Source organism: Streptomyces sp. BK79 (assembly GCF_044142145.1).
Classification (GTDB): domain Bacteria; phylum Actinomycetota; class Actinomycetes; order Streptomycetales; family Streptomycetaceae; genus Streptomyces.
On record NZ_JBHVOC010000019.1, the window covers coordinates 87,061 to 106,202 of the forward strand.

The following is a 19,142-nucleotide window of genomic DNA, read 5'->3' on the forward strand; positions in this document are numbered from 1 at the left end:
CGGCCGTACGAGGGCGGGAACCCCGTGTCTCCGTGTCGCGTCGCGCCTGCGCGTACCCGCACAGGTCTGGTACCCCGTCCGGCGGGACCGGCACGGACCTCGCGTCCGGAAGTCGCCGCGATCAGCCGAAGCGTTCGATCCTGATCCGGTCCACCGGCTGTCCGGCCGCCACCAGCAGCCGCGAGGCGTGCTCGGCGAAGGAGTTGGAGCCGCACACGTACGCCTCCCAGCCGCCCGCGGGCGGGTCGGACAGGAGCGGTGCCAGGTGCCGGGCCGTCATGCGGCCCACCGGCGTCCCGGCCGGCGCGCTCCGGGTGAACACCGGCGTGGTCTCCGCGCCGAACTCGCTCGCGTAGATCAGTTCCTCGGGGCTGCGCGCGCTCACCAGCATCCGCAGCGGCGCCGACAGCCCCCGCGCCCGGTGGTGCCGCACCATCGACATCAGCGGGACGACGCCGGATCCCGCGCCCAGCAGCAGGGCGGGCCGGTCACCGGGCCAGGCGAAGAAGCCGCTCAGCGGGCCGCGCACCTCGATCCGGTCACCGGGCCGGGCGACCGTGTGGAACCAGCCGGACACCTCGCCGTCCTCGACGTGGTCCAGGGTCAGCTCGATGTGCCCGGAGTCGTCCGGCGGCGAGGCCAGCGAATAGTGGCGCTGGGCCGCGTACCCGTCCTCGGCGGTCAGCCGGAGCATCAGGTGCTGGCCGGGAAGGTGGCCCGCCCAGCCGGGCACCGCGAACCGGAACGTGGACGCCCGGGGCGTCTCGCGGCGGATCTCCGTGAGGGTGGCCGTCTGCCACCTCGCGGCCACCCGCCCGTTCACCTCGATGCGCCCGGGCACGGCGAACCGCGTCGGGGGAGTGAAGGTGCCTGTCGTGCGGATCGTCGTCTCAGTCACCGGAGTACCGCTGCTCTTCCCAGGGGTTGCCGCGGGCGTGGTAGCCGTTCCGCTCCCAGAAGCCCGGCTCGTCGTGGTCGAGGAGTTCCAGGCCGGCGATCCACTTCACGCTCTTCCAGAAGTAGAGGTGCGGCACCACCAGCCGCGCCGGACCGCCGTGCTCGGGGGCGAGCGGCCGCCCGTCGTACTCCCACACGATCCAGGCGCGGCCACCGGTCAGGTCCGCGAGCGGCAGGTTCGCGGTGTAGCCGGTGTGCGCGTACGCCAGGGCGTGCGTGGCCGAGGACAGCGGGCGCACCGCCTCCAGGAAGGCGTCCAGGGACACCCCGCCGAACCGCACGCCGAACTTCGACCAGCCGGTCACGCAGTGGATGTCGCCCTCGTACGCCGACGCCGGCAGCCGGCCGGCGGCGGCGCGGTCCCAGGTGCGGGGCTCGGCGACCAGCCCGCCCACGCGGAAGGTCCAGTCGGCGGGCGACAGGTCGGGTGTGACCTCGGCGGACAGCACGGGCCAGTCGTCCCGGGCGTCGTACTGACCCGGCGGCAGGCCCGGCCGGGCGGCGCGGGCGCGCCCGGTGAAGCCTCGGGTGGTGTTCATGCGGTGCGGCCTTTCGAGCCGTCGCGGACGGACCCGCGGACGGCGTGAGCAGTGCTTACCCGGTCAACCGTACGTGTCCCGCGGGCGGTCCTCAGCCCCGGTCCCCGCCGGGCTCGGCCCCCTGCCACGCGTTGTACCGCTCCAGATACGCGGCGAAGCGGACCAGGTCGTCCTGCGCCCAGTCGGCGAGCCGCTCCCGGAAGGCCGTGCGGCGGCTTTCGGTGACCTGGGCCAGGATGCGCCGCCCGGCGTCCGTCAGGTGCAGGACCTGGACCCGGTGGTCGTCCGGATCGACGCGCCGCTCGACGAGTTCGGCGCGCTCCAGGGCCGACACCTGTCGGCTGACGGTGGACTTGTCCAGGGCGTAGTGGGCCGCCAGGTCGGTGGCCCGGCAGCCGCCCCGCTCCTCCAGGTGACCGAGGAGCGTGTACGACACCAGCGACAGCTCCGGGTGCATGCGCCCGGCCGAGGCGCGGGCGCGGCGGGCGAAGGCCGTCATCTCCCGCTGGATGGTCTCCACGGCCGCGTCCGCCGGGCGGTCGCCGGGGGTGACGGTCGTCTCGTCGGGCGTCCGGGCTGTCGTCACGGGTCCTCCTCCGCATCGCTAGTTGTATAGTACAACTTGAAAAGAAGAGTTGTATAAGCCAACTACCGAGCCGACCATGGAGGAAGCGCGCGATGAGGTCGCCCGCCCTGCGCCACGTGCTCACGCACCTGATCACCCCGCTGCTGATGTGCGTGGGGATGGGACTCGCGTACATGGGGGCCTTCGTCACCCCCGAGCCCAACCACCTGCCGGTCGCCGTCGTCGGCGCCGGTCCCGAGGCGAAGGTGCTCGCCCAGTCCGTCAAGGACGCGGCCGGCGCCGATCTCGACGTGACGACCGTCGCCACCCGCGCCGACGCCGTCGCCCTGCTGAAGTCCCGCGACATCACCGGCGCCTACGTGCCCGGCGACGAGGCACCGGAGGTCGTCGTGGCCACCGCCGCGTCCGACATGGGCGCGATGGCGGCCGAGAAGGTCTTCACCCCCCTCGCCGAGCGGCAGGGCGTCCCGCTGAAGGTGACCGACGTGGCCACCCCGGTCGACGACGACCCCACCGGTCAGGGCCTGTTCTTCCTGCTGATCGCGGTGAGCATCGGCTCGTACGCCTCCGTGGCCGCGCTCGGCGCCGCCGGCGGCACCCTGCCGATGCGTGTACGGGCCCTGCTCACGCTCGGTGTCTCCGTCGTCGTCAGCGGCATCGGCGCGCTGCTCGCCGGGCCGGTGTTCCACCTCGCCCACCACGACCTGGCGGGGATCTGGGGCATGGCCTGGCTCTACGCCGCGGGCATCCTGTTCATCGGCGTGGGCCTGCACACCTTCCTCAAGCGGTGGACCACGCTCGCCATGATGGTGCTGTTCGTGATGCTGAACTTCACCAGCTCCGGCGGCCTGTTCCGGCCCGAGCTGCAGAACGGCTTCTTCGGCACCCTGCACGCCTTCTGGAACGGCGCCGGGTTCGTCGAGGGCGCCCGCAGCCTGCTGTACTTCGACGGCGACGGGCTCGGCCGCGACGTGTGGACGCTGCTCGCCTGGCTGCTGCTCGGCCTGCTGGTGACGGCGGCGGCGGCCCTGCGCGAGCGGGCCGACGCGGCGCCCGTCCCGGCCACCGTCCCGAAGCACGCGAGGCACGACGCGCGCGGGCCCGGTTCCGCGGCCGGGGACGCGGCCCGGAACGAGGCGGAGGAGGAGGCCGAGGAGAGCGTCGGCGTCTGATCGTTGGGGTAGTGTGACCGGCGGCCGCGGAGAGTCCCGGCCCGCCGGACACCTGAGGAGGTGAGACCCATCACCGCTGTGTCGGCCCGGGTGCTCTCACCTCACGTCAGCACGGTCACCGGCAACGGGTGACCGCGAGAGCGCCCTTCGGTTCCCGAAAGGCTCTCGGCTTCCATGCCACTGCTTCCCGCGTCCCCCTCTCAGTCCCCCTCTCCGTCCCCCTTCTCCTCCGCCTTCCCGTCCCGTGACGCCGTCGTGTCCGCGCTCCGCGCCGCCGGCTGCGTCTTCGCCGAGGACGAGGCGGAGCTGATCCTGGCCACCGCCCGCACCGGCGACGAACTCGGCGCCCTGGTGGACCGCCGCGTCAGCGGTCTGCCCCTCGAACTGGTCCTGGGCTGGGCCGAGTTCCGCGGCCTGCGCGTTGCCGTCGCGCCCGGCGTCTTCGTCCCCCGCCGCCGCACCGAGTTCCTGGTGGCCGAGGCCCTCGCCCACGCCCCGGACGCGTCCGTCGTCGTGGACCTGTGCTGCGGCTCCGGCGCCGTCGGAGCAGCCCTGGCCGCCGCGCTCGACCGGCCCGAGGTGCACGCCGCCGACGTCGACCCGGCCGCCGTGCGCTGTGCCCGCGGCAACCTCGCGGACGCCGGCGGCCGGGTGTACGCCGGTGACCTGTTCGACGCGCTGCCCGGCGCGCTGCGCGGCCGGGTGGACGTCCTCGCGGCCAACGTCCCCTACGTGCCCTCGGGCGAGGTCGCCCTGCTGCCCGCGGAGGCGCGCGACCACGAGCCGCTGGCCGCCCTCGACGGCGGCGCCGACGGCCTCGACGTCCTGCGCAGGGTCGCCGCCGAGGCACCCAACTGGCTAGCCCCCGGCGGCTGCCTGCTGTCCGAGACGAGCGAACGCCAGGCACCGGCCGCCGTCGACGCCTTCACCCGGGCCGGCCTGACCACCCGCCTCGCGGTCTGCGAGGAGCTGTACGCGCATGTGGTGACCGGCGTCCGGACCTAGCGTCCGTGGCCCCGCCCGCTGCCCGCCGCCCGCCGCCCGCCGCCCGGCAACGGGCGCGGGCGCTAGGCGGGCGGCGTGGCCCGCGCGATCAGCAGGGCCACGTCGTCGGAGTTCTCCGGCTCGTGCATGGTGCGCAGGAGCAGGTCGCAGACCTCCTCCAGGGGGCGGTCCGGCCCCTCCAGCACGGTGAGCAGCGCGTTCAGGCGCTCGTCCAGCGGATGCCGGCGCGTCTCGACGAGGCCGTCGGTGTAGAGGACCAGCCGGTCGCCCGGTTCCAGACCGACGGTGGTGGTGGAGAAGGCGACGCCGCCCACCCCGAGCGGCACCCCGGTGGGCAGGTCCAGCAGTTCCGGCGGGTGGCCCGCCCGCAGACGGACGGGCGGCAGGTGGCCGGCGTTGGCGATCCGGCACTGCCGCAGGTGCGGGTCGTGGACGGCGTAGACACAGGTCGCGATGGCCTGGTCCAGTCCGGCCGTGGTCCGGTCGAGGTGTTCGAGCAACAGCGCGGGATCGAGGTCGAGGGCGGCCAGGGTGGTCGTCGCGGTGCGCAGCCGGCCCATGGAGGCGGCCGCCGCGATGCCGCTGCCCATCACGTCACCCACCACGAGCGCGGTCTTGGACCCTTCCAGCCCGATCACGTCGAACCAGTCGCCGCCGACCTCGCTGGTGGCCTCGGCGGGCTGGTACCGGGAGGCGACCTCCAGCCCGCCCGTCACCCGGGGATGGCGCGGCAGCAGGCTGCGCTGGAGGGTGAGCGCGGCGTCGCGGGCGTTCTGGTACCAGCGGGCGTTGTCGATCTGGACCGCCGCGCGCAGGGCCAGCTCCCGGGCCAGCAGCACGTCGTCCTCGCCGAACGGCAGCGGGTTGCCGATCCGCTTGAGGTCCAGGGCGCCCAGCACCTCGCCCCGCGCGATCAGCGGCACGGCCAGGTAGGAGTGCACCCCCGCCCGGCGCAGCAGCGACGCCGCCTCCGGCGAGCGGGCGATCCGCGGCAGGTCCCGCTCCGTCACCCGCTCCACCAGCACCGGCAGGCCCGTGCGCACGCACTCGGTGACCAGGCGTTCCGGGCCGTACCGGGCGACCTGGCCGGGGGGATCGGCCGCGCGCAGGGCCAGCGGGGCGTCGTCCGCGTGGACGGCCAGGGCCCGGATCACGGCCGGCTCGGCCGGGCCCAGGGTGCTGCGCCGGCCCTTCACCACGGCCTCCAGCAGGTCCACGGCCGCGATGTCGGCGAGGCCGGGCACGGCGACGCCGGCCAGCTCGTGCGCGGTGCGGTCCAGTTCCAGGGTGGTGCCGATCCGGGCGGAGGCGTCCGCGACGGCGGCCAGCCGGCGCCGCGCCGCCTCCGCCTCGACGCCCGCCCGGTACTGCTCGGTGACGTCCAGGACGGAGACGGCCACGCCCAGCACGGCACCGACCGCGTCCTCCAGCCGGTACACGGACAGGGACCAGGCGCGGTCCTCGTCCGGGTCGGCGGGGGTGCGGCCGATCGTGGACAGGTCGACGACCGGCCGCCCGGTCTCCAGCACCCGTCGCGCCGCCGCTTCCAGGGGCTCCGCGTCGGTGCGCGGCAGTACCTCGCGCACCGTCCGGCCGAGGTGGTCCTCGGCGGACACGCCGTCGATCCGTTCCAGGGAGGGGTTGACGGAGACGTACCGCAACTCGGTGTCCAGGACGGCCAGCCCGATCGGGGACTGCCGGATCACCCGCGTGGACAGCGCCACGTCCCGTTCCAGGCGGCGCACCGTCGACCGGTCGGCCGCGAGCCCCAGCGCGTAGACGTCGCCCCGGTCGTCCAGGAGGCGCATGTTGCGGAACTCCACCAGCCGGGCGGAGCCGTCCTTGCGGCGGATGGGAAACGCCCCGGCCCAGCTCCGGCCGGTCTTCATGACGTCCGCGAACAGTTTCACGACCAGGTCGATGTGCCGTTCGTGGACCATGACGCGGGCGGCGTACCGCCCCAGCGCCTCCGGCGCGGAATAGCCGAACAGCTCCTCGGCCTGCGGGCTCCACAGCACGATCCGGCCCTCGGCGTCCAGGACCACCGAGGCCACGTTCAGCACGTCGAGCAGCCCGCTCGGCCGCACGGGGCCGCGCGGCGACGCGTCGCCCTCGAACCCGGCAGACCCGGCTGCACTCATCCCACGCCCCGCCTTCGCCGTTGCCCGCGGCACGCCCTTGTGATGCCGACTCCCTTTTTCTACCGCGTTCCACCGCGCTCAGGGCCGTTTCTCCCGGGCCGCTGCCGCCTCCCCCCAGCATCACCCGGCACGGCGCCGTCCGCCGCACGGAGCATGGCGGCGCCCGCCGCACGGAGCACGGCCGAGGTTGGTCTGTACATGACCGTACGAGCGGGCCAGACTGTGCGCCGAGCGCCTACGCCCACCCCCCACCGAGGAGTCCGCCCATGCCCCTGCGCGCCCGGCAACGTTGTCACGCCGTCCTGGCCGGACTGGCCGCCCTCGCCTTGGCTGCCGGACTGGCCGGCCCCACCGCCGGGGCCGCCGCCGGGGCCGTGGGAGCCGCCGACACCTGGACCGAGGTGGGGCACGACCGAGCCGACCCCCTGACCGAGAGCCAGGGCCTGGCCTCCGTCGAGGTCCCGGCCGGCAGCCCCAACCGCTACACCGGCATCGGTACCATCCCCCTCGGTCTCAGCGGCCGCGGCTGGAACCACGTGGGCGACCCCGACGCCTCCTACGACGGCCACTACGTCGAGCCGTACCAGCGCGACGACGGCGACACCAAGATGTTCCGCGTGCGGGCACCGGACGGGCGCTGGTCGGAGTACGTGCACACGCTCGGCCCCGGCGAGGCGCGCAACAACTCCTGGTCCGCGATCTCGCCGGACGGCCAGTGGATGCTGGCGGGCGAGTGGGGCACCATGAGCCGCCTGCTGGTCTTCCCGACGCCCGGCGTCAACGCGAGCACCTCGCCCGCGGCGAACCTCCCGCTGGCGGCCACCGTCCGCCTGGACCGCCCGGTGCGGGACGTCCAGGGCTGCGACTTCCTCGACGCGACCACGCTGCTGTGCTCCTCCGACGACCCCGCGGGCACCCTCTTCGGCATCACCAAGCCGCTGCTGCGCGTCGACCTGTCCGCCGCCCCGGCCGGCGGCGCGGACGTCACCGGCCGCGTCACCGCGCTGCGGCAGCTGCCCCTGCGCAGTGCCTGCTCCGGCGATTTCGAGGCGGAGGGCATCGACTACGACCGCCGTACCGGCACCCTGCGCGTGATCGTCGTGTCACCCGGCTTCTGCGTGCTGACGGACAGCAGGACCTATCGCCTCACCCGGGGCTGACCCGCCCCGCCCGCGCCCCTTCGCGCCGGGGCGCGGGTAGTGCTTTTCTGGTGGTGGGGGCCAGGAGAGGAGCGTCACGATGGACGGTGAGCGACTGCATCCGGAGTCCGTCTCGGTGGAGCTGAGCGGGTGCAGCAAGGAAGACGCCCGGACCGTGTTCGATGCCCTGTGCGCGTGCTACTCGTCCGACCGGCGCTCGGACGAGGTGCCCCGGACCCACCACGAGGTGCGCCCCACCGTGTGGCTCGGCACCTTCGACGTGGCCGAGGCCCGGGGCGGGTGCGATCCCGCCCGGCTCTCGGCGTCCGTCGAGGCCGACGTGCAGGGCGGCTACTGGGCGATCGAGAGGTTCCGCACCACCCTGGACTCCCTGTTCACGGTGCACGACCTGAGCACGGCCTCCGGGGACCAGGAGCGGGAACTGCACGTACGGCTGGAGAGCCACTGACCGAGGCCCGCCGGGCCGGCGGTGTGGCGTGCGCCGCCTCTTTGTGCAACTAGTTGCACAAAGAGGCGGCCGTCCTCTACAACAGAGGCACGACACCGCGCACGGAGGGCCCGATGAGCCGCTACCCACACCTGCTGAGCCCGCTGGACCTGGGCTTCACCACGCTGCCCAACCGGGTCCTGATGGGCTCCATGCACGTCGGCCTGGAGGAGGCCGAGCGCGGCTTCGAGCGCATGGCCGCCTTCTACGCCGCCCGCGCCCGCGGGGGAGTGGGCCTCATCGTCACCGGCGGCATCGCCCCCAACGACGAGGGCCGGCCCTACGAGGGCGGCGCGAAGCTCACCACCGGGGCGGAGGCCGAGCGGCACCGGACCGTCACCGACGCCGTCCACCGCGAGGGCGGCCGGATCGCCCTCCAGATCCTGCACTTCGGCCGGTACGCCTACCACGCCGACCTGGTCGCCCCGAGCCCGCTCCAGGCGCCGATCAGCCCGCACGTGCCCCGCGAGATGACCGACGCCGACGTCGAGCGCACCATCGACGACTACGTCCGCACCGCCCGCCTCGCCCGCGAGGCCGGGTACGACGGCGTCGAGATCATGGGCTCCGAGGGCTACCTGATCAACGAGTTCATCGCCGCGCGGACCAACCACCGCACCGACCGCTGGGGCGGCCCGTACGAGAACCGCATGCGTCTGCCCGTCGAGATCGTGCGCAGAGTGCGCGAGGCGGTCGGCGAGGACTTCATCCTCATCTACCGCCTCTCCATGCTGGACCTGGTCCCCGGCGGCTCCACCCTCGACGAGGTGGTCACGCTCGCCAAGGCCGTCGAGTCCGCCGGAGCGACGATCATCAACACCGGCATCGGCTGGCACGAGGCCCGCATCCCCACCATCGCCACCTCCGTGCCGCGCGGCGCCTACACCTGGGTCACCGAGCGCCTGATGGGCGAGGTGACGGTGCCGCTGGTCACCACGAACCGCATCAACACCCCCGAGGTGGCCGAGCGGCTGCTCGCCGAGGGCACCGCCGACATGGTGTCGATGGCCCGCCCGATGCTCGCCGACCCCGACTTCGTCGCCAAGGCCGCGGCCGGCCGCCCCGACGCCATCAACACCTGCATCGGCTGCAACCAGGCCTGCCTGGACCACACCTTCAGCGGCAGGATCACCTCCTGCCTGGTCAACCCGCGCGCCTGCCACGAGACCGAGCTGGTCCTCGCCCCGACCCGGCGGCGCAAGCGCGTCGCGGTCGTCGGCGCCGGACCCGCGGGCCTCGCCTGCGCGGTGAGCGCGGCCGAACGCGGGCACGAGGTCACCCTGTACGAGGCCGCGAGCGAGATCGGCGGCCAGCTCAACGTCGCCCGCAAGGTCCCCGGCAAGCAGGAGTTCGACGAGACGCTGCGCTACTTCCGTACGCAACTCCGGGAGCACGGCGTCGACGTACGCCTGAACACCCGGGTCGGCGCGGACGACCTGGCCGGCCACGACGAGGTCGTCGTCGCCACCGGCGTCACCCCGCGCACCCCGGACATCCCCGGCGTCGACCACCCGAGCGTCGTCGGCTACCTCGACGTCCTGCGCGACGGCGCCCCCGTCGGCGACCGCGTCGCGATCCTCGGCGCGGGCGGCATCGGCTTCGACGTCGCCGAGTACCTCACCGACGGCGGCGACAAGGCCCACGAGGACCCCGAGGCGTACTTCCGCCTCTGGGGCGTCGACACGGACTACCGGACCGCCGGCGGCCTCACCGCCCCCGAACGCCCCGCACCGCCGCGCACCGTGCACCTGCTCCAGCGCAAGACCACCAAGGTCGGTGCCGGCCTCGGCAAGACCACCGGCTGGATCCACCGCACCGAGCTGAAGCACCGCGGCGTCACCATGGTCCCCGGCGTGCGCTACGACCGGATCGACGACGCCGGACTGCACGTCACCGTCGGTGAGGAGGCCACGGTGCTGGAGGTCGACACGGTCGTCCTGTGCACGGGCCAGGAGCCGAGCCGCGCCCTGTACGACGACCTGGTCGCCGCCGGACGCAGCGCGCACCTCATCGGCGGCGCCGACGTGGCCGCCGAGCTGGACGCCAAGCGCGCCGTCAAGCAGGGCACCGAGCTGGCGGCGGCGCTGTAGCCGGCGGACGGGCCGTCCCTAGGATGACTCCATGTCACTCCCGCACGCGATCCTCACCGCCCTGGTCGAAAAGCCCTCGTCGGGGCTGGAGCTGACCCGCCGGTTCGACAGGTCGATCGGCTACTTCTGGTCGGCGACGCACCAGCAGATCTATCGCGAGCTGGGAAAACTGGAGACGGACGGCCTGATCCGCGCCCTTCCCGCCGAGGCTCCGGCGCGCGGGCAGAAGAAGTCCTACGAGGTCCTGCCCGCGGGCCGCGCCGAACTGGCCCGCTGGGCCGCCGCCGCCCAGGACCCCAAGCCTCTGCGGGACACCATGCTGCTGCGGCTGCGGGCCGCGGCCGTGGTCGGCACCGCCGGGATCGAGGCGGACCTGCGCCGCCATCTGGAGCTGCACGAGCGGCAGTTGGCGGAGTACGAGGAGATCGAGGAGCGGGACTTCCCGCCCGGGAGGGACAGCGCCGAGGACCGGCTGCGGCACCTGGTGCTGCGGGCCGGCATCGACCTGGAGACGTTCTGGACGGGCTGGCTGCGGCACGCGCTGGCGGAGTTCGCCGAGCTGCCGGGCGAGGGACGGACGTGAGCGCGCCCACGACCGATGGCGCGTGCCCGGCTCAGAACCGGTACGGCTTCGAGCGGCGGCGCAGGAACCAGGCCGCGGCGATGACCCCGGTGCCGGCCAGCGCGCCGCCCGTCACCAGCGTGGCCGTCCCGTAGTCCTGGACGGTCCCGCCGAGACCGCCCAGGACGCCGCGCGGGGAGGCGGAGGCGGAGGGCGTCGGGGTGGCCGTGCGGCTCGGCGACGGGGTGGGCGCCGCGGAGACGATGACGGTCTGGGTACCGGCGGTGGTGTTGTTGGAGCACATGACGATGACCGTGTACGTGCCCGGGCTGATGCCGGCCCAGGTGGCGGACTGACCGGAACTCGTGCCGGACAGCGCCACCTGGCGGCCCTGGGCGAAGTCGCCCTGGCTGCCGGTGAGCAGCGAGGCGGTGCCCCAGCTCCCGTTGAGCTGGGCGCAGGCGGTGGTGGTGACGGACACCGTGGAGCCGGTGGTGCTCACGGAGATTCCCGGACCGGCCGAGGCGGGTCCGGCGGCCAGGGCGACGGGCAGCGCGGCGGCTGCCACGGTCAGGCCGGAGCGGAGAAACGGCGATGAGATGCGCATGTGGACTGCCCTCCGGCGGCACGGTCGGCGGTACGTTCCGTGCGCCGCCGATACGGGAAACGCCCGTGCTGCCTCACGGGAAGCCAACAGGGCGGCGTCCGCCCCCGCATGCCGAGCGCGACCGCCCAGGTGACGCCCGCCCCGGGCCCGCGCCTGGCGGACCGGCGTCAGCCGTCCCCCCCCCGGGCGTCATCCGCCCGTGCCGGTGGTCACCGTCCGCTCCTGCGAGAGGCCGCCCCAGGTGCCGTCGGACAGCCGGGCCCGGACCCGCACCCGGTGGGTGACGCCGGCCTCCTGCCCGGCGTAGAAGCTGTACTCCGCCCGGTCGCGCGGCGCGTCGCCGCCGTAGACGAGTGAGGTCGCCGGACGGCCGTCCAGCTGGACCTGGTACTCGGTGACCACCCCGTCCGTGCGCGGCGGGATCCAGGTGAGGTCGATGTAGTACGCCCCGTCGGCCCGGTGGGAGGCCGCGCGCAGGCCGGTGGGCGCGGTCGCGCGGCCGTCGTCGGAACCCGGGGTGGCGAGGCGGACGGTGGCACTGGCGGGGGAGACGTTGTCGGCGGCGTCCCGCGCCCGGACCGTGAAGGAGTAGCGGGTGCCCGGGCGCAGGCCGGTGACCACGGCCGCCGTCTGGCCGCCCCCGACGCTGTGCACCTTCGTGCCGCCCTGGTAGACGTCGTACGACGCCACCCCCCGGTCGTCGGTCGCGGCGGACCAGGTGAGCTGGACCGCCCGGCTGCCGGCCGCCCGGCCGTGGGCGTCCGCCGGGCGCGTCGGCGCCGAGTCGTCGGCGACGGCGGCCTCGGTGGTCGCCCGCACCTCCCGGCTGCGCGGCCCGAGCCGCCCGTCGTCGTCGCGCGCCCGCACGGTGAAGGCGTAGGCCGTGGCGGGCCGCAGCCGGGTCACGTCCACCATGCGGTGCGGCGCCGGCACCTCCTTCACGAGCGTCCTGCCGCGGTACACCTCGTACGTCCCGGCCCCCTCGACGGCGTTCCACATCACGTGCACGCTCGTCGCGCTGCCCGCCTCGGCGGTGACACCCACCGGCGCCCCGGGCGGGGCGCCGCTCCCGTCGGCGTCCTCGCCCACGCCCCAGCCGCAGGAGGTGGCGAGGACGAGCACCGCGCACAGCGGGCCCCGGCGGCGCAGGACGGAGGCGAGGGAAGGGAAGCGGGAGGGGACGGCGGGAACGGGGATGTCTCGCACGGCGCTGCCTCCAGGACGGACGTCGGCACACGACAATGGTCCGGACCAATATGACGCCTCTGACGCGATCACATCAAGAGGGCGTCGTTGGTCGCCGTCCGCGACGTTGCGTATGCTGGATCCCCTCACGACCGAACTCCCCCCGACAGGCGGGGAGTTCGGGCCGGTGGCGCGGACCGCTGTCGTCGCTGAAGCCGCGCCGGCGCGGGCGGCCGGGCGGTCCGGAGCAGGGGCAGGCCCGTCCGCCCGCCCCCGGAGCCGCGCGTCATCCGCGCCATTCGCCCCCGTCGTGCGTGCGGAGACGTGTCGTGCTCGGCGTGCCGCGGGCGCCCGGAGGTCACCCGTCCGGCCCACAAAAGGTGGCCGCGCGGGCGATACGGGGACAGATGTGGCCGAGTGACCGTCCATGTCCCCCAGGAGAGGCCACAACGTGCGTGTCCAGTCGCTGACACTGGTCGCGGCCAGTGCCGCCCTGCTCGCCCCATCGACCTTCCCCGACGCGCCGCCGGCGTCCCGCCCCGGACCAGAGACCCGGGTCCACTCCGGGCACCGGCCGCACGGCGGCCCGGTCCACGGCGCTCCGGTCCGCGCCGACAGGTCCGGCCCGCGGGTCGGACCGCTCCTCCCGGCCGCCGCCCGGCCCGGCACGCGTACCGGGGTCGGCGGCAGGGCCGGTACCGGCGCCGGGGCCGCGGCCGAGGAGGCCCGGGGCGAGGGACCCGTCCGCGCCGCCGATCTGCTGGACCGGGTGCGGGACTGCGACCCCGTCTCCCGGGGCCGCTACCGAGGCGACGCCGGAGCGCCGGCGGACATCCCGGTCTGTGGCGCGCGGGAGGCCGTGTACTGGAAGGCCGACCTGGACGTCGACTGCGACGGCCGCCCCGGCGACCGCTGCAACAGCGGCACCGACCCGCACTTCACCCCCGCCACCGCCTACACCCAGTCCGACGGCCGCCCCTTGGACGCCGAACGCCTGCCCTACGTCGTCGTGCCCCAGCCGAGTGACATCTGGGACCACCGCGAGCACGACATCCGCGGCGGATCGGTCGCGGCCGTCGTCCACGGGGACCGGGTGGGGTACGCGGTCGTCGGCGACATCGGCCCGCGCGATCTGATCGGCGAGGCCTCCTACGCCGCCGCGAAGTCGCTCGGCATCCCGGCCGACCCGCACGGGGGCGGGACCGCCTCGGACGTGACGTACATCGTCTTCGAGGGCAGCGAGGTCGAGCCCATCGAGGACGGGGCCGCCGCGAAGGAGGCGGGGGAGCGGCTGGCACGGAAGTTCGTGGACGGCGCGGACGGCGGGTGAGGCCCTCCGCGGGGCGTGGCGCCGGACGCGTCAGACGGCGGACCAGCCGTCGTCGACGGGCAGTATCGCCCCGTTGATGTTGCTCGCCGCCTCGGAGGCGAGGAACACGATCGCCGCCGCCTGCTCCTCGGGCTGCGACACCCGGCCCAGGTTCACGAAGTGCGGTCCGAGCGTGGCCGGGCCGTGGGCGCCCTGTTCGGCGTCCACGGTGATGGCGGTCTGCGTGCCGCCCGGGCAGATGGCGTTGGCGCGGATGCCCCGTCCCCGGTACATCACCGCGAGGGACTTGGTCAGCCCCACCACGCCGTGCTTGGAGGCCGTGTAGGCGGCACCGGCGGCGCTGCCGCGCAGGGCGGCCTCCGAGGCGGTGTTCACCACGGCGCCCCCGCCCGCCGCCAGCATGTGCGGGAGCACGGCGCGGGTCAGCAGGAAGGGGGCGGTCAGATTGACCCTGAGCACCCGGTCCCACTCGGCGTCGCTCACGTCCGCGAGCGCCGACATCCGGTCCATGATCCCGGCGTTGTTCACCAGGACGTCGACCCCGCCGAACCGCTCGACCGCGGTCGCCGTCACCCGGTCGACCACGGCCTGCTCGCTCAGGTCGCCCGTGACGGCGACGGCGGTGCCGCCCGCCCGCTCGATCTCCTGGACGGTCGCCCCCACGCCCTCGGCGTCGAGGTCCGCCAGTACGAGTCGGTCGCCCCGCGAGGCGAAGGCCAGGGCGGCGGCCCGGCCGATGCCCGATCCCGCCCCGGTGACGATGACACTGCGCCCGTCCGGTCGCCCGCTCATGTGGTGCTCCCTCTCGTGAAGTCGAAGGGCGGGCGCGGAGCCCGCCGGTCCGTCACCCTACGACTTAATGTCGTCGAGTGACAAAAAGTAGTGTTGGACAATCCTGGGAGACCACCACCGGCGCCGGAGGATCAGATGGCCCAAGCCCGCGGACGCACAGGGCGACCGCCCCTCTCCGAGGAACGCAAGGCCGAGATCCGCCTGGAGATCGCCCGCGCCGCCGTGGACCTCTTCGTCACCCAGGGGGTCGCGGCGACCACGGGCGAGCAGATCGGCCGCGCGGTGGGCATCTCGGCGCGCACGGTGTGGCGCTACTTCCCGACCAAGGAGAGCTGCGTACGCCCACTGCTGACGGCCGGCGCCGAACTGATCGCCGACACGCTGCGCCACTGGCGGCCCGGTCACCCGCTCCCCGACGCCTTCGACTTCGAGCAGCGGGCGGCGGACGACGACCGCCTCCTCACCGCACCCGCCCACGCGACGGTCGGAGCGCTGGTACGGCTCACCCGCACCGAACCGGGACTGCGCGCCGTCTGGCTCCAGACCTACGACGAGGCCGAACCGGCGTTCGCCCGCGCCCTGGCCGAACGGGCCGGACTGCCCGCGGACGACCTGCGGCCGGCGATCCAGGCGGCCATGTTCAACGCGGCGCTGCGCGCGGCGGTCGAACACCACGCCTGGCACACGGCCGACGTCCCCGCCGACCCCGCGACGGCCCGGTCCGACCTGGCCGCGACCCTCCGCACGGCCCTCACCACGGCGGCGGCCGGTCTCGCCTGACATGTGCCGCCGACCGGGCGCAGCCGACCGACGAGAGGGGCCCGGGGCGCCGGCCGGGCCACCCACGACGGACCCCGCCGACCCCAACCTCGCCCGCGACCCGAGCAGTTGACACTCTCACGCGTCGCGTGCTTGCATCGCGCCATGCCGCCGCTGGAGCCTCTGACGCGCCGCCGCACCGTGGACCTCGTCCGGGTGGCCGCCGCGCTGTGTCGGTTCCCCGGCTGATCCCGGCCTTCCCCGCTCCACCTTCGGACGGACAGCCGTACCCGTCGGCCGCGACGGACCCGCGGCCCAGGCCCCCCGCGCCGACTCGCGCCGTCGTCCTGCCCCCAGCCGTTCCCTCCGCGATGACGAGGACCTCCCATGCCCGGATCCGCTGTGCCCTCACCCCGTTCCGCGAACCGTGTCGACGAGACCGCCTACGACCGTCGCAGGCTGCGCCAGTGGCTGGCCGGCGAGGCCCGGGCGGAGGGGGTCAGCCGCCGCACGCTGCTCACCCTGCTCGCGGCCACGACCGCGGCCACCGCGCTTCCCTCCCCCCACCGGGCCCACGCCGCTGACGACGCGATCCGCAAACCGCTGCCGCCCGAGTGGTTCATCCGGCGCGGCACCAACGCCGAGACCCGCTGGGAGGCCCTGCGCGGGACCGGCCATCACACCCCCAACGAACTCTTCTTCGTGCGCAATCACACCGCCACCCCCCTCCTGGACGCTCAGCAATGGCGGCTGCGGCTGTGGGGGAGCGGACTGCGGGGCGCGCCCGGCGAGGACAGACCGGTGGAGTTCGGGTACGACGATCTGCGCGCACTGCCGGCCGTCGTGCGCACCGCGTTCGTCGAGTGCGCCGGGAACGGCCGCAGCCACTACACGACCCAGCAGGGCGAACCGGTCAGCGGCACTCCGTGGACGCTCGGCGCGGTCGGCGTCGCCCGCTGGCGCGGAGTGCGCCTGGCCGACGTCCTGCGCCGGGCGGGGCTCACGCGGCACGCCGTCGACCTCCAGCCGCGTGGCCTGGACGCGGAGTACGTCAGCGGCGGGGAGAATCTGGGCCGGGTGCGCCGTCCGCTGCCGCTGGCCAAGGCGCTGGACGACGTGCTGCTCGCGTACGAGATGAACGGCGAACCGCTGCCGCACGACCACGGCCATCCGGTGCGGGTCCTGGTGCCCTCGTGGGCGGGCATCGCTTCGATCAAGTGGGTGGGCGACATCGAGGTGTCGGCGCAGCCGCTGTTCTCCCCGTGGAACACGGCCTTCTACCGGTTGTTCGGGCCCGCGCACCCGCCCGAGGGCAGCGCGCCGCTGACCCGGCAGACGATCAAGAGCGCCTTCGAGCTGGCCGCCGGGGCCACGGTGCCGGTGGGCGAGGAGTACGTGCTGCACGGCCGGTCCTGGTCGGGTGCCGGCGCCGTGGCCCGGGTCGACGTCAGTACCGACGACGGCGCGACATGGCGGCGGGCCCGCCTGCACGACCGCCCCCGCCCGGACACGTGGACCCGCTGGTCGGCCGTGTGGAAGCCCGGCACCCGCGGCCCCGCGCACCTGCTGGCCCGCGCCACCGACACGGCCGGCCGCCGTCAGCCGCTCACCGCCGTGCACAACACCCAGGGCTACCTGTTCGACGCGGTGGTACGGCACCCGGTGTCCGTGGTCTGACCGGGACGTCTAAGCCTTTCGGTAGGAGTACGCCTCGGAAGCCGCCGCCTCCACCGTCGCGAGGTCGGCACCCGTCGCGGCCGTGACGACCGCGGCCACCGCGCCCTCGACGAAGGGGGCGTCCACCAGCCGCGTGTTCTGGGGGAGTTCGTCGCCCTCGGCGATCAGCGCCTTGACGGTGAGCACCGCGCTGCCGAGATCGGTGAGGACGGCGACCCCAGCACCCCGGTCCACGGAGGCGGCGGCCGCCGACACCAGCTCGGCGCTGGTCCCGAACCCGCCCGACGCGGTCCCGCCCGCCGGGGCGACCGGCACCGCCGCGCCACCGCCCGACAGGGCCTTCGCCAGCTCGGCCACCGACGCCGCGACCTCCGCGCTGTGCGACACCAGCACGATCCCGACCAGCTTCCCCTCACTCACCGGCCGCCTCCTCCAGCGCGGAGAAGAGCAGCGCGGCCGAGGTGGCCCCGGGATCCTGGTGCCCGATGCTGCGCTCACCCAGGTAGCTCGCCCTGCCCTTGCGCGCCTGCAACGGCACGGTCGCCGCGGCTCCTTCGTCGGCCGCGGCACGGGCCGCGGCGAACGAGTCGCCGAGGGCCTCCACGGCCGGCACCAGGGCGTCGATCATGGTCTTGTCGCCGGGCGCGGCACCGCCGAGCGTCCGGACGGCGTCCACCCCTGTGCGCAACGCCTCGGCCAGCTGCTCGCCGCTCACCTCGACGGCGTCCCCGAGCGCCTTGCCGGTGCGCCGCAGCAACGTCCCGTACAGCGGCCCCGAGGCGCCGCCGACCGTGGAGATGAGCTGCCGTCCGGCGAGGGTCAGCACCGCGCCGGGAGTGCCGGGTGCCTCCTTCTCCAGCGTGGCCGCCACGGCCGTGAACCCGCGCTGGAGATTGCTGCCGTGGTCGGCGTCGCCGATCGGTGAGTCGAGGGCGGTGAGCCGTTCCGCCTCACGGTCGACCAACGCGGCGGTCGCCGTCATCCAACGGCGGAAGAAGTCGGCGTCGAGCACTGGATCTCCTTGCCTGGTAGGTACGTCGTCATCCCTTCCCCGTCCGGCCTCACATGCCCCACCTCAGAGCGGGCGTCCTCACCGGCGCGTCCCACAGCCCGAGCAGTTCCTCGTCGATCTCGCACAGGGTGACGGAGGCGCCCGCCATGTCCAGCGAGGTGACGTAGTTCCCGACGAGGGTGCGGGCCACGGCCACTCCCCGCTCCGTGAGGACCCGCTGCACCTCGGCGTTGAAGCCGTACAGCTCCAGCAGCGGGGTGGCACCCATGCCGTTGACCAGGACCAGGACGGGGTTGCTCGGGTTCAGGTCGCTCAGGACGGCCTCCACCGCGGCCTCGGCGATCTCCCCCGAGGTCATCATCGGGCGCCGCTCCCGGCCGGGCTCGCCGTGAATGCCGATGCCCAGCTCCAGCTCCCCGGCCGGCAGGTCGAAGGTGGGGCTGCCCTTGGCCGGCGTGGTGACGGCGCTCAGCGCCACACCGAAACTGCGGGAACCGTCGTTCACCCGGCGGGCGATCGCCTCCACCCGCTCCAGCGGCCTGCCCTCCTCCGCCGCGGCGCCGGCGATCTTCTCCACGAACAGCGTCGCCCCCGTACCGCGCCGCCCGGCCGTGTACAGACTGTCCGTCACCGCCACGTCGTCGTTGACCAGCACCTTGGCGACCTGGATGCCCTCGTCCTCGGCCAGTTCGGCGGCCATGTCGAAGTTGAGCACGTCACCGGTGTAGTTCTTGACGACGAAGAGCACGCCGGCCCCGCTGTCCACGGCCGCCGCGGCGCGCACCATCTGGTCGGGCACCGGCGAGGTGAACACCTCACCCGGACAGGCCGCCGACAGCATCCCGGGCCCCACGAACCCACCGTGCAACGGCTCGTGCCCGGAGCCGCCTCCCGACACCAGGGCGACCTTCCCCGCCACGGGAGCGTCCCGCCGCACGATCACCCTGTTCTCGACATCCACGGTCAGCTCGGGATGGGCGGCCGCCATACCGCGCAGGGCGTCCGCTACCACGGTCTCCGGGACGTTGATGAGCATCCTCATGGGTACCTCCTGGGTGACTCGGTACTGGCCTCGGTGACG

Annotated in this window: 19 protein-coding genes; 9 read left to right on the forward strand and 10 right to left on the reverse strand. The window is 74.4% G+C overall.

Annotated features, from left to right (window positions below):
- Nucleotides 1-121: 121 nt before the first annotated feature.
- The 3 genes from ACFIF2_RS23585 to ACFIF2_RS23595 form a co-directional block, all read right to left on the reverse strand.
- Entirely contained in the window at nt 122-898 is a 777-nt protein-coding gene (locus tag ACFIF2_RS23585) for a ferredoxin reductase (protein ID WP_395575209.1), read from the reverse strand.
- On the reverse strand, nt 891-1,496 hold the full coding sequence (locus tag ACFIF2_RS23590) for a sulfite oxidase-like oxidoreductase (RefSeq protein ID WP_395575210.1): 606 nt from the start codon (nt 1,494-1,496) through the stop codon (nt 891-893). Before ACFIF2_RS23590 ends, ACFIF2_RS23585 begins: the two co-directional genes overlap by 8 nt.
- 91 nt (nt 1,497-1,587) lie before the next feature.
- The gene (locus ACFIF2_RS23595) at nt 1,588-2,082 is read right to left on the reverse strand and encodes a MarR family winged helix-turn-helix transcriptional regulator (protein WP_395575211.1); all 495 of its coding nucleotides are present in this window, start codon (nt 2,080-2,082) and stop codon (nt 1,588-1,590) included.
- Nucleotides 2,083-2,174: 92 nt separating this feature from the next.
- Here ACFIF2_RS23595 and ACFIF2_RS23600 point away from each other — a divergent pair, with 92 nt between their 5' ends.
- Nucleotides 2,175-3,254 carry a hypothetical protein gene (locus tag ACFIF2_RS23600; protein WP_395575212.1) on the forward strand — a complete coding sequence of 360 codons (1,080 nt, stop codon included), beginning with the start codon at nt 2,175-2,177 and terminating at the stop codon, nt 3,252-3,254.
- A 174-nt stretch (nt 3,255-3,428) separates the two neighbouring features.
- Nucleotides 3,429-4,259 (forward strand): putative protein N(5)-glutamine methyltransferase, encoded by an 831-nt coding sequence (locus ACFIF2_RS23605; protein ID WP_395575213.1) that lies wholly within the window; start codon nt 3,429-3,431, stop codon nt 4,257-4,259.
- 62 nt (nt 4,260-4,321) lie between these two features.
- Here the strand turns inward: ACFIF2_RS23605 and ACFIF2_RS23610 are convergent, their stop codons facing one another.
- Entirely contained in the window at nt 4,322-6,400 is a 2,079-nt protein-coding gene (locus ACFIF2_RS23610; protein ID WP_395575214.1) for a SpoIIE family protein phosphatase, read from the reverse strand.
- A gap of 266 nt (nt 6,401-6,666) precedes the next feature.
- Here ACFIF2_RS23610 and ACFIF2_RS23615 point away from each other — a divergent pair, with 266 nt between their 5' ends.
- From ACFIF2_RS23615 to ACFIF2_RS23630, 4 genes are all read left to right on the forward strand, one after another.
- Nucleotides 6,667-7,560 (forward strand): hypothetical protein, encoded by an 894-nt coding sequence (locus ACFIF2_RS23615; protein ID WP_395575215.1) that lies wholly within the window; start codon nt 6,667-6,669, stop codon nt 7,558-7,560.
- Between the two features lie 79 nt (nt 7,561-7,639).
- A complete protein-coding gene (locus ACFIF2_RS23620; protein WP_395575216.1) occupies nt 7,640-8,008 on the forward strand; it encodes a hypothetical protein in 369 nt (122 codons plus the stop codon).
- A 113-nt stretch (nt 8,009-8,121) separates the two neighbouring features.
- Nucleotides 8,122-10,137, forward strand: a complete 2,016-nt coding sequence (locus tag ACFIF2_RS23625) for an FAD-dependent oxidoreductase (protein ID WP_395575217.1) — start codon at nt 8,122-8,124, stop codon at nt 10,135-10,137.
- A 31-nt stretch (nt 10,138-10,168) separates the two neighbouring features.
- Nucleotides 10,169-10,720: a PadR family transcriptional regulator gene (locus ACFIF2_RS23630; RefSeq protein ID WP_395575218.1), complete on the forward strand. Its 552-nt coding sequence runs from the start codon at nt 10,169-10,171 to the stop codon at nt 10,718-10,720.
- Between the two features lie 31 nt (nt 10,721-10,751).
- Here the strand turns inward: ACFIF2_RS23630 and ACFIF2_RS23635 are convergent, their stop codons facing one another.
- Nucleotides 10,752-11,306 (reverse strand): hypothetical protein, encoded by a 555-nt coding sequence (locus tag ACFIF2_RS23635; RefSeq protein ID WP_395575219.1) that lies wholly within the window; start codon nt 11,304-11,306, stop codon nt 10,752-10,754.
- 189 nt (nt 11,307-11,495) lie between these two features.
- Nucleotides 11,496-12,512 carry a fibronectin type III domain-containing protein gene (locus ACFIF2_RS23640; protein WP_395575220.1) on the reverse strand — a complete coding sequence of 339 codons (1,017 nt, stop codon included), beginning with the start codon at nt 12,510-12,512 and terminating at the stop codon, nt 11,496-11,498.
- Nucleotides 12,513-12,942: 430 nt separating this feature from the next.
- Here ACFIF2_RS23640 and ACFIF2_RS23645 point away from each other — a divergent pair, with 430 nt between their 5' ends.
- Nucleotides 12,943-13,821: a glycoside hydrolase family 75 protein gene (locus ACFIF2_RS23645; RefSeq protein WP_395575221.1), complete on the forward strand. Its 879-nt coding sequence runs from the start codon at nt 12,943-12,945 to the stop codon at nt 13,819-13,821.
- A gap of 30 nt (nt 13,822-13,851) precedes the next feature.
- Here the strand turns inward: ACFIF2_RS23645 and ACFIF2_RS23650 are convergent, their stop codons facing one another.
- Nucleotides 13,852-14,613, reverse strand: a complete 762-nt coding sequence (locus ACFIF2_RS23650; protein ID WP_395575222.1) for an SDR family NAD(P)-dependent oxidoreductase — start codon at nt 14,611-14,613, stop codon at nt 13,852-13,854.
- Nucleotides 14,614-14,748: 135 nt separating this feature from the next.
- On the opposite strand from ACFIF2_RS23650, the gene ACFIF2_RS23655 reads away from it, so the two are divergent.
- A complete protein-coding gene (locus ACFIF2_RS23655; RefSeq protein WP_395575223.1) occupies nt 14,749-15,393 on the forward strand; it encodes a TetR/AcrR family transcriptional regulator in 645 nt (214 codons plus the stop codon).
- A 366-nt stretch (nt 15,394-15,759) separates the two neighbouring features.
- Nucleotides 15,760-17,049: a sulfite oxidase gene (locus tag ACFIF2_RS23660; protein WP_395575224.1), complete on the forward strand. Its 1,290-nt coding sequence runs from the start codon at nt 15,760-15,762 to the stop codon at nt 17,047-17,049.
- Nucleotides 17,050-17,058: 9 nt separating this feature from the next.
- Here ACFIF2_RS23660 and ACFIF2_RS23665 read toward each other — a convergent pair whose 3' ends face one another.
- Genes ACFIF2_RS23665 through dhaK form a run of 3 tightly spaced genes read right to left on the reverse strand, consistent with a single transcriptional unit; the run spans nt 17,059 to nt 19,103 of the window.
- Nucleotides 17,059-17,469: a PTS-dependent dihydroxyacetone kinase phosphotransferase subunit DhaM gene (locus ACFIF2_RS23665; protein WP_395575225.1), complete on the reverse strand. Its 411-nt coding sequence runs from the start codon at nt 17,467-17,469 to the stop codon at nt 17,059-17,061.
- Nucleotides 17,462-18,061: a dihydroxyacetone kinase subunit DhaL gene (gene dhaL, locus ACFIF2_RS23670; protein WP_395575226.1), complete on the reverse strand. Its 600-nt coding sequence runs from the start codon at nt 18,059-18,061 to the stop codon at nt 17,462-17,464. Before dhaL ends, ACFIF2_RS23665 begins: the two co-directional genes overlap by 8 nt.
- A gap of 49 nt (nt 18,062-18,110) precedes the next feature.
- The gene (gene dhaK, locus ACFIF2_RS23675; protein WP_395575227.1) at nt 18,111-19,103 is read right to left on the reverse strand and encodes a dihydroxyacetone kinase subunit DhaK; all 993 of its coding nucleotides are present in this window, start codon (nt 19,101-19,103) and stop codon (nt 18,111-18,113) included.
- Between the last annotated feature and the right edge of the window lie 39 nt (nt 19,104-19,142).